The following is a 9,601-nucleotide window of genomic DNA, read 5'->3' on the forward strand; positions in this document are numbered from 1 at the left end:
ATCTCGATCCGGGTCGCCACGCGCAGCGCCGCGTCGAGGTTCGAGAGCGGCTCGTCGAATAGGTAGACCTTGGGGTCGCGCACGATGGCGCGGCCGATGGCGACGCGCTGGCGCTGGCCGCCCGAGAGCGCCTTGGGCAGACGATCCAGGTAAGGCTCGAGCTGCAGCATCCTGGCGGCGCGCTCCACCGACTCGCGAATCTCGTCCTTGCTCTTCTTGGCGATCTGCAGCGCAAACGACATGTTCTCGCGCACGGTCATGTGCGGATAGAGGGCGTAGCTCTGGAACACCATGGCGATGCCGCGCTGCGCCGGCGGCACGTCGTTCACGCGCTGGCCGTCGATCTCGAGCGTGCCGGCGGTGATCTTCTCGAGCCCCGCGATCATGCGCAGCAGCGTTGACTTGCCGCAGCCCGAGGGGCCGACGAAGACGATCAGCTCGCCCGCCTTGATATCGAGATCGATATGCTTGAGCACCTCGACGGCGCCGCCATAGGTCTTGCCCACATCCGTCAGTTTCAGATCGGCCATTTGCGTACCCCCTCCGAGATCAAGATTTCAGCGCCAGAACGGGCTGCCAGCGCCCGAAATGCAGCTTGCCGTCAGGCGCCGGTCCGGCCGATCCGAGCTCAGCTCCGATTTGATGCCAGTTTCCCGCCGGCGCGTCGATGGTCGCCGGTGCGTCGCTGATATTGAAGGCGCAGAACAGTTCCGTGTCGCCGAGGCCGCGGCGGAAGGTCAGCACCGGACCCTCGCAGCGCACCTCCGAGATGGTGCCCTTCTTGAGCGCCTCATGGCTGTGCCGGAACGAGATCGCCCGGCGGTAATGATGCAGCATCGCCAGCGGGTCTTTCTCCTCGTCGGCGACGGTGCGGCTGAGATGCGCGTGGCTGACCGGCAGCCACGGGCGCATGTTCGAGCTGAAGCCGCCATTGTGCTCGTTGCTGTCCCAGACCATCGGCGTGCGGGCGCCGTCGCGGCCCTTGAAGGCCGGCCAGAAGCGCTTGCCATAGGGATCCTGCAGATCCTCGAAGGCGACCTCGGCCTCGGGCAGCGCCAGTTCCTCGCCCTGGTAGATGCAGGCGGAGCCGCGCAGGCACATCATCAGCGTGATGTAGAGTCGCGCCGCCTCCTCGGGGATGTCCCAGCGGGTGATATGGCGCACCACGTCGTGGTTCGAAAACGCCCAGCAGGCCCAGCCGCCCGGCGCCTTCTCTTCCATGTCGTCCATCACGCGCTTGATGAAGGCGGCGGTGGGCGCATGATCGGAAAGCAGGTCGAAGGCGTAGGACATGTGCAGGTGTTCGTCGCCCCGCGTGTAGTCGCCCAGCACCTCGAGCCCGCGCAGATCCTCGCCGACCTCGCCCACGGCGGCGGCGTCATACTCGTTCATCAGCTGGCGCAGGCGCGCGAGGAACTCGAGGTTCTCGGGCTGGGTCTTGTCGTAGAGATGGTTCTGCCAGGTATAGGGGTTCACCGCCGGCGCGGTGATCGGGTTGCGCTCTTCCGGCGGCAGCGGCGGGTTGTCGCGCAGTTCGCGGTCGTGGAAGTAGAAATTCACCGTGTCGAGGCGGAAGCCGTCGACGCCGCGATCGAGCCAGAACCGCGTCACGTCGAGCAGCGCCTCCTGCAGCGCTGGCTCGTGAAAGTTCATGTCGGGCTGCTCGGTCAGGAAGTTGTGCAGGTAGTACTGGCAGCGGGTCGGGTCCCATTGCCAGGACGAGCCGCCGAAGATCGACAGCCAGTTGTTGGGCGGCGTGCCATCGGGCTTGGCATCGGCCCAGACATACCAGTTGGCGCGCGGGTTGTCCTTCGAGCTGCGGCTCTCCTTGAACCACGGGTGCTCGATGGAGCTGTGCGAGATAACCAGGTCCATCAGCACCTTGAGGCCGAGCATGTGGGCGGTCTCGATCACCGTGTCGAAATCCGACAGCGTGCCGAACATCGGGTCGATGTCGCAGTAATCGCTGACGTCATAGCCGAAATCGGCCATTGGCGAGCGGAAGAACGGCGAGATCCAGATCGCGTCGACGCCGAGCGAGGCGACATAAGGCAGCCGCTGGGCGATGCCCAGCAGGTCGCCCACCCCGTCGCCATTGCTGTCCTGGTAGCTGCGCGGATAGATCTGGTAGATCACCGCGCCCCGCCACCAGTCGGGATCCTTCTTGAGGTGGCGCTTGGCGCCCATGTCCGGGTTTGCGGTCATGTAGGGTATTCGTCCTTATTTCACCGAGCCGGCCAGCAGGCCGCGCACGAGGTATTTCTGCATTGCGAAGAAGACCACCAGCGGCACCGCGATCGACACGAAGGCGGCGGCGGCGAGGATGCCCCAGTCGCCCCCGCGCGAGCCCAGCAGGTCGTCGGCGATCTTGACGGTCATCACCCAGCTCTCGCTGTTGGAGGGCAGGAAGACCTTGGCGACAAGCAGGTCGTTCCATGTCCAGAGGAACTGGAAGATGGCGAAGGAGGCCAGCGCCGGGAAGCTCAGCGGCAGCACGATCTTGGTGAAGACCTGGAAATCGGTGGCGCCGTCGACCTTGGCGCTCTCGATGATGTCGCGCGGCAGGCCCATCATGTAGTTGCGCAAGAGGTAGACCGCGAGCGGCAGGCCAAAGCCGGTATGCGCCAGCCAGATGCCGAGGAAGCTCTGCCCGATGCCGATCTTGTTGTGCAGCGTCAGCATCGGCACCAGCGCCAGCTGCAGCGGCACCACCAGAAGCCCCACCACGGCGGCGACAAGCCAGCCCCGGCCGGGAAACTCCATCCAGGCAAGGGCGTAGGCCGCGAAGGCGGCGATCAGGATCGGGATCACGGTTGCCGGCACCGTCACCGTCAGCGTGTTGATGAAGGCGCGGTCCATGCCGTCCGAGGTCAGGATCTGGCGGTAGTTCTGCCAGCCGAAATCCGGCGGCTGCTTGGTCACGACGTAGAGCGAGGGTGCGCGGCTGATCTCGCCGTCGTTGACATAGGCGAAATCGCCATTCTCGGCCACGGTCAGCGAGCGCTGCAGCACCGCGCTGCCCGGCGTGATCGGCAGGCCGTCTTCCGTGGCCTCGGGGAATTCGGGCGCGCCATCGGCGGGATAGGCGATTTCGATGCGCTCGTCGTCGAGCTCGCCGTCTTCCTCGGTCACCTCGACCTCGTACCAGGCGAAGGTCTCGCCCGCGCTGGCGGCACCGGGATCGCGCCCGGTCAGGCCGAAGGCCGAAACGCTGCCCGACCCGGCCTCGAAGACGTTGCCCTCGAGAACGTAATAGTCGCCATCCTGCCGAACGCCCTCGGGCTCGGGGCGCATCCGCACGGCGCTTTCCACCGGGAACATCGCCGCCCACCAACCGGTCTCGGAGATCTGCGCGCGGTCGCGGAAGGACGAGACCAGAAGGCCGACCGTGGGGATCAGCCAGATGACCACGAGAAACAGCACCGCGAGGTTGGTGACGAGGCTGAGCGAGGATTTATGGCCTGCAATATTGTCCATGATTACAGCTCCTTGCGCGCCTGGCGGATGTTGTAGATCATCACCGGCGTGACAATCAGCATGATCACGAAGGCCACCGCCGTGGCGCGCCCGTCATCGCGGAACATGTAGGTCATCATGTAGCTTGGCAGGATCTCGGTATCGAAATTGCCCCCCGTCATGGTGTAGACGATGTCGAACACCTTGAGGGTCATGAAGGTGATGGTGGTCCAGACCACGGCGATGGTGCCTGCGATCTGCGGGATCTTGATGCGGAAGAAGATCTGGAACGGGTTGGCGCCGTCGATGATGGCGGCCTCGATGGTCTCTTCCGGGATTCCGCGCAGCGCCGCCGAGAGGATCACCATGGCAAAGCCGGTCTGCATCCAGATCATGATGATCATGATGAAGAAGTTGTTCCAGAACGGGATCTGCAGCGGGTCGATGGCGGCAAGCCCGAAATAGTCGCGCACCGCGTTGATGATGCCGATATCCGGGTCGACCGCGTAGACGAATTTCCAGATCAGCGAGGCGCCGACGAAGCTGATCGCCATCGGCATGAAGATCAGCGACTTGGCGATGCTGCCCCATTTCAGGCGGTCGGTGAGCTGCGCCACCAGCAGGCCGAAGAAGGTCGCCGCGGCGGGCACGAAGAGCACCCAGAGGAAGTTGTTGAACAGCGCCACCCGAAAGCCGCGCTCGGAGAACATCTGGATGTAGTTGCCAAGCCCGACGAACTCGTTGCCCGAGCGGTTGTAAAGCGAGCGCAGGAAGCTGCCGACCACCGGGTAGACGAGGTAGAGCCCCAGCGCGAGGATCGCGGGCATCAGGAACAGCCACGGGCGCACCGCGGTGGCGCGGGCGATGTTGCGGCCCTGGTCATCCTTGCGTGGCGGGAAAATGAACCGGTCGAGGATGATGTTGGAGAGGTAGAAATAGCCCACGCATCCGCCGACCCCGATGACGATGGTCAGAATGCCCTGAAGGATCGGTGACATGGCGTGCTCCCCTCGCCGTAAGCCTCATGCGTGGCACCCCCGCGCCCGACGGGCACGGGGGAATCTTCGGGACGGTGTCAGACCGTCAGCGGATCGAGTCCCAGCGGCTCTGGATGGTCTCGGTCACGCTCTCGGCATCGGCGCCGCCCACGTAATCGATCATGCCGGTCCAGAAGGCGCCGGCGCCGATCTCGGCCGGCATCAGGTCGGAGGCGTCGAAGCGGAAGGTGGTCGCCTCGGCGAGGATGTCGCCCATGGCGCGCTGCGCGTCGGTGGCATAGACCTCCGGGTTGACGCCAGCATGGGCGGTGAGGAAGCCGTCCTGCGCCATCCACAACTCATGCGCGATCGGCAGCTTGAGATACTCGAGCATCACGTCGGTCGCCTCGGAGGGCTTGGTGATCGAGAACAGCGTGCCCGCACCCAGCACCGGGTTGCCGAGATCCTTCTCCTCGTAGGACGGGAAGTAGAAGAAATCGACATTGTCGCCAAGCTCGGCGCTATCGGGGAAGAAGGCCGGGATGAAGCTCGCCTGGCGGTGCAGGTAGCAGGTCGGCGGCACCGCGAAGAGGCCCGAGGGGCTGTCGCGGAAATCGGTGGTGGCCGCGGCCTGCGCGCCGCCGCGGACGAACTCGTCGTTGCGGATGAACCAGCCGAACTCGTCAATCGTCTCGACCACCTGCGGGTCGTTGAACGGGATCTCGTTAGTCACCCACTGGTCATAGACCTGCGGCTCGTGCATGCGCAGCATCAGGTCCTCGACCCAGTCGGTCGCCGGCCAGCCGGTGGCCGCGCCCGAGCCCAGGCCGATGCACCAGGGCGTGCCGCCATCGTCGACGATCTGCTCGGTGAGTTCCTTGAGCTCTTCCATGCTTTCGGGGATCTCGTAGCCCATCTCGTCGAAGGCGATGGGCGAGTACCACACGAGGCTCTTGAGATCGACGCGGTAGAAAAGGCCGTAGACGTGATCCTCACCATCGGGGCCCGCGTAGGTCGACAGATCGACCCAGCTGTCGCCGGCCGAGAAGTTCTCGGACACCCAGTCGGCGGTGTCGTCCGGGAGCGGCGTCAGCAGGCCCTGGCTGGCCATGTCGGCGGCAAGGCCCGGCTGCGGGAACACCGCGAGGTTCGGCGCGGTGCCGGCGCGGGCCGAGATCACGATGTCCTGCTCGAAGCTGTCGGAGCCGGAGTAGTTGACCTTTGCCCCGGTGGCCTTCTCGAAGAAGCTGAAGACGATGTCGACCTTCTCCTTCTCGTTGCCGGTCCACGGGCCGGTGATCTCGACGGTCTGGCCGGCAAGGTCGTATTGGTCGGCAAAGGCCTCGTAGCTGTCCCACTGGAAGTCGCCCTCGCCCACCTCGAATGGCATGGACTGGGCGAGCGCCGCGCCGGCGGACAGCGCAACGATTGCGGCGCTGCCTAGAAACGTGCGTTTCGAGAGATACTTCATGGGTGATCGTCCTCCACGGTTTCGCGATTAGGGATCGCGCGTTCACCGCTTTGAGGCGAGTCACCCCAAAGCGCTTTGAAGTTGGCCGAGGGTTGCTCTTTTGCCACCGCAAGTCAATCGCGATACGCATTCTTTTTCTACGTTTTCCATGCTGCACTGCAGCTTTCGAGGGCGAAAACAAAATCCCTTTTCGTCCGCCAGGTTTTGGGTCTATGGTGACGGTCATCCGAAGCGCTTTGGAAGATCCCGCCATGAATCTGAAGCAACTCGCCGCCCATCTCGGACTGTCCCAGACCACCGTGAGTCGCGCCCTCAACGGCTATCCGGAAGTCAGCGAACAGACCCGCAAGCGCGTGGCCGAGGCCGCGCGGGCGCTGAACTATTCGCCCAATGCCCGCGCCAAGGGGCTGGCGACGGGGCGCGCCATGGCGATTGGCCACGTGATCCCGATCTCGACCCAGCACGAGATGGTGAACCCGGTGTTCGGGGATTTCATCGCCGGCGCCTCGGAGGCCTATCTCAAGGCGGGCTACGACATGACGCTGTCGCTCTCGGGCGACGAGGACGAAGCCGACAATTACCGCCGCCTCAAGGCCAAGGGCCATGTCGACGGCATCATCGTGCACGGCCCCAAGATGGCCGACGGGCGCATCCCCTTCCTGCGCGGGCTCGACCTGCCCTTCGTGGTGCATGGCCGCGCCTCCGAGCTCGACATCCCCTACAGCTGGATCGACATGAACAATTCCAGCGCCTTCAAGCGCGCCACCGCCTTCCTGCTCGATCTCGGCCATCGCAGGATCGCGCTGCTGAACGGGCTCGAGTTCATGGACTTCGCCTATCGCCGCCGCATCGGCTATGAGGAGGCGCTGACCGAGCGCGGCATCGCCCCCGACCCCGCGCTCATGCGCGGGGAAGAGATGACCGAGCCCTTCGGCTACCGCGCGGCGGCGCAGATGCTGGCGCGCGAGCAGCCGCCCACCGCCTTCCTGACCTCCTCGCTGATCACCGCCATCGGCATCCGCCGGGCGATCCACGAGGCCGGGCTCGAGATGGGCCGCGACGTCTCGGTCATCACCCATGACGACGATCTGAGCTATCTCGCCAATGGCCGCGACATGCCGATCTTCACCGCCACCCGCTCCTCGGTGCGCGAGGCCGGGCGGCTCGCCGCCGAGATGCTGCTGCGCCACATCGCGGCGCCGGCGCGCGATCCCGAAACCCATCTGCTCGAAGCACAGCTGATCATCGGCGGGTCCACCGGCCCTGCCCCGAAACCGGATTAGGATTTAAACATCATGCTCTTGACCCGAAAGGACTTTCCCGAAGGCTTCACCTTCGGCACCGCGACCTCGAGCTACCAGATCGAAGGCCACAAGTTCGGCGGCGCCGGCCGCACCCACTGGGACGATTTCGCCGATACGCCCGGCAACGTGGTGCGCGCCGAGAACGGCGACGTCGCCTGCGACCACTATCACCGCTATGCCGAGGATCTCGACCTCGTGGCAGCTGCGGGCTTCGACGCCTACCGCTTCTCGATCTCCTGGGCGCGGGTGCTGCCCGAGGGCCGCGGCGAGGTGAACGCCGAGGGGCTCGATTTCTACGACCGGCTCACCGACGCGATGCTCGAGCGCGGGCTCAAGCCCTATGCCACGCTCTACCACTGGGAGCTGCCTTCGGCTCTGGCCGATCTTGGCGGCTGGCGCAACCGCGACATCGCGCAGTGGTTCGGCGATTTCACCGAGGTGGTGATGTCGACGCTCGGCGACCGCATGGAGACGGTCGCCCCGATCAACGAGCCATGGTGCGTGGCGTGGCTCAGCCATTTCTACGGCGCCCACGCGCCCGGCCTGCGCGACATCCGCGCCGCAGCGCGCGCGATGCACCACGTGCTGCTGGCGCATGGGCGCTCGATCGAGGTGATGCGCGGGCTTGGCATGTCGAACCTCGGTGGCGTGTTCAACCTCGAATGGGCCGATCCGGCGGACGGCTCGGAAGAGGCCTACCAGGCGGCGGCGCGCTATGACGGCATCTACAACCGCTGGTTCATGGGCGGCGTGTTCAAGGGCGAATACCCGCAGATCGTGCTCGACGGGCTCGAGCCGCACCTGCCGAAGAACTGGCAGGACGACATGGCGCTGATCTCGCAGCCGATCGACTGGTGCGGGATCAACTATTACACCCGCAAGCTCCTTGCCGCCGACACCGGCCCCTGGCCCGCGGTTCGGGAGGTCAAAGGCACCCTGCCCAAGACCTACATGGACTGGGAGATCTATCCCGAGGGGCTGCTCAATTTTCTCGAGCGCACGGCGCGGGAATATACCGGCGAGCTGCCGATCTACATCACCGAGAACGGCATGGCCGCACATGACGACATCGTCGGCGGCGAGGTGCCGGACGAACACCGCATCGCCTATCTCGAGGCACATCTTGCCGATGTCCGCCGCGCCATTGCCCGCAACGTGCCGGTGAAAGGCTATTTCGTCTGGTCTCTGCTCGACAATTACGAGTGGAGCTTTGGCTACGACAAACGCTTCGGCCTCGTGCATGTGGACTTCGACACCCTTGCGCGGCTGCCAAAAGCCTCCTACCACGCGCTGAAGGGAGCGCTAACGGAGGGCAGATCATGAGCAAGCCAATCACCGCAGTCCTCGCCGATATCGGCGGAACAAACACGCGCGTCGCTCTGGCCGCAGGTCCGTCCGTGCGCGAGGCCAGCATCAAGCGCTACCGCAACTCGGAATGGAACGGCATCGGTGCAGTGCTGCGCGACTATCTGGAGGCCGCCGAGATCGAGCCGGACGCCGTCTGCGTCGCCATGGCGGGCCCGGTGCGCGACAGCGCCGGCAAGCTCACCAATCTCGACTGGGAGGTGAACCGCGAGATCCTGCACGAGGCCACCGGCGCCGGCACGCTCGCGGTGCTGAACGACCTGCAGGCGCAGGGGCACGCACTGGGCCACCTCCCGCCCGAGAACCTCACCATGCTGCACAAGGGCGAGCCCGCCAGCGCGCATTCCGCGCGGCTGGTGGTGGGCGTCGGCACCGGCATGAACGCGGCGCCGGTCTATCGCCTTGGCGAGCAGACGCTGGTGCCGCCCGCCGAGGCCGGCCACGCCACCCTGGCGCTGCGCTCGGATGACGAGCTGCGGCTGTTCCAGTACGTCTCGCGCAAGCATGACGGCGCCGGTGTCGAGCATTTCCTCTCGGGGCGCGGCTTCGAGCGGATCTGGAACTGGCTCTGCGACGAGGATGGCATCACCGAGGCCGCCGAGATCGACAAATCCGCCGCCGAGATCATGGCACTGAAGGAAGCGGGCGATCCCCGCGCCGCCCGCGCCGTCGAGACCTTCTCGCGTCTGCTGGGCCGGGTCTGCGGCGATCTGGCGCTGATCACCCTGCCCTTCGGCGGTCTTTACCTGATCGGCGGCGTGGCGCGGCATTTCGGCCCCTACCTGCTCGAAAACGGCTTTACCGAAGGGTTCCGCGACAAGGGCCGCTTCAGCACCTTCATGGATCAGTTTCCGGTTCATCTGGTGACAGATGACTTTGCGGCGCTCACCGGTTGTGCATGTCACCTCACCGAGCAGTTGCAATTGCAGGGCCAGTGACCGCGTAACCTTGTTTTTTCATCTCAAGCGCTATTGATACCATCACACTCCGCTCAGGAGCACCTCCGACCCTATCGAGCGAGCCAAAAG

General features: G+C 65.2%; 8 protein-coding genes. 3 read left to right on the top strand and 5 right to left on the bottom strand.

Translation table 11 applies throughout. The features are described 5' to 3' along the window. The 5 genes from AC6RA4_RS08135 to AC6RA4_RS08155 form a co-directional block, all read right to left on the bottom strand. The coding region (locus AC6RA4_RS08135; protein WP_500159184.1) for an ABC transporter ATP-binding protein at window positions 1–530 on the bottom strand (530 nt) is incomplete at its 3' end. A gap of 19 nt (window positions 531–549) precedes the next feature. Next, on the bottom strand, window positions 550–2,205 hold the full coding sequence (locus tag AC6RA4_RS08140) for an alpha-amylase family glycosyl hydrolase (RefSeq protein WP_500159186.1): 1,656 nt from the start codon (window positions 2,203–2,205) through the stop codon (window positions 550–552). 15 nt (window positions 2,206–2,220) lie between these two features. Further along, the gene (locus AC6RA4_RS08145; protein ID WP_500159188.1) at window positions 2,221–3,477 is read right to left on the bottom strand and encodes a carbohydrate ABC transporter permease; all 1,257 of its coding nucleotides are present in this window, start codon (window positions 3,475–3,477) and stop codon (window positions 2,221–2,223) included. A 2-nt stretch (window positions 3,478–3,479) separates the two neighbouring features. Further along, window positions 3,480–4,454, bottom strand: coding sequence for a carbohydrate ABC transporter permease (locus tag AC6RA4_RS08150; RefSeq protein ID WP_500159190.1), 975 nt, complete (start codon window positions 4,452–4,454; stop codon window positions 3,480–3,482). A gap of 85 nt (window positions 4,455–4,539) precedes the next feature. Beyond that, window positions 4,540–5,904 carry an ABC transporter substrate-binding protein gene (locus tag AC6RA4_RS08155; RefSeq protein WP_500159192.1) on the bottom strand — a complete coding sequence of 455 codons (1,365 nt, stop codon included), beginning with the start codon at window positions 5,902–5,904 and terminating at the stop codon, window positions 4,540–4,542. A 251-nt stretch (window positions 5,905–6,155) separates the two neighbouring features. On the opposite strand from AC6RA4_RS08155, the gene AC6RA4_RS08160 reads away from it, so the two are divergent. From AC6RA4_RS08160 to AC6RA4_RS08170, 3 genes are read left to right on the top strand one after another with little or no spacing between them, the layout of a single operon-like run. Next, window positions 6,156–7,187, top strand: coding sequence for a LacI family DNA-binding transcriptional regulator (locus AC6RA4_RS08160; RefSeq protein ID WP_500159194.1), 1,032 nt, complete (start codon window positions 6,156–6,158; stop codon window positions 7,185–7,187). A 12-nt stretch (window positions 7,188–7,199) separates the two neighbouring features. Next, the gene (locus tag AC6RA4_RS08165; protein ID WP_500159196.1) at window positions 7,200–8,531 is read left to right on the top strand and encodes a GH1 family beta-glucosidase; all 1,332 of its coding nucleotides are present in this window, start codon (window positions 7,200–7,202) and stop codon (window positions 8,529–8,531) included. Further along, on the top strand, window positions 8,528–9,511 hold the full coding sequence (locus AC6RA4_RS08170) for a glucokinase (protein ID WP_500159198.1): 984 nt from the start codon (window positions 8,528–8,530) through the stop codon (window positions 9,509–9,511). Before AC6RA4_RS08165 ends, AC6RA4_RS08170 begins: the two co-directional genes overlap by 4 nt. Window positions 9,512–9,601 lie beyond the last annotated feature (90 nt).

The organism is Salipiger sp. (assembly GCF_059781815.1).

Coding starts and splice junctions, on each gene's coding strand:
- AC6RA4_RS08165 (WP_500159196.1), top strand. CDS start 7,200: ATGCTCTTGACCCGAAAGGACTTTCCCGAAGGCTTCACCTTCGGCACC.
- AC6RA4_RS08145 (WP_500159188.1), bottom strand. CDS start 3,477: ATGGACAATATTGCAGGCCATAAATCCTCGCTCAGCCTCGTCACCAAC.
- AC6RA4_RS08170 (WP_500159198.1), top strand. CDS start 8,528: ATGAGCAAGCCAATCACCGCAGTCCTCGCCGATATCGGCGGAACAAAC.
- AC6RA4_RS08140 (WP_500159186.1), bottom strand. CDS start 2,205: ATGACCGCAAACCCGGACATGGGCGCCAAGCGCCACCTCAAGAAGGAT.
- AC6RA4_RS08155 (WP_500159192.1), bottom strand. CDS start 5,904: ATGAAGTATCTCTCGAAACGCACGTTTCTAGGCAGCGCCGCAATCGTT.
- AC6RA4_RS08160 (WP_500159194.1), top strand. CDS start 6,156: ATGAATCTGAAGCAACTCGCCGCCCATCTCGGACTGTCCCAGACCACC.
- AC6RA4_RS08150 (WP_500159190.1), bottom strand. CDS start 4,454: ATGTCACCGATCCTTCAGGGCATTCTGACCATCGTCATCGGGGTCGGC.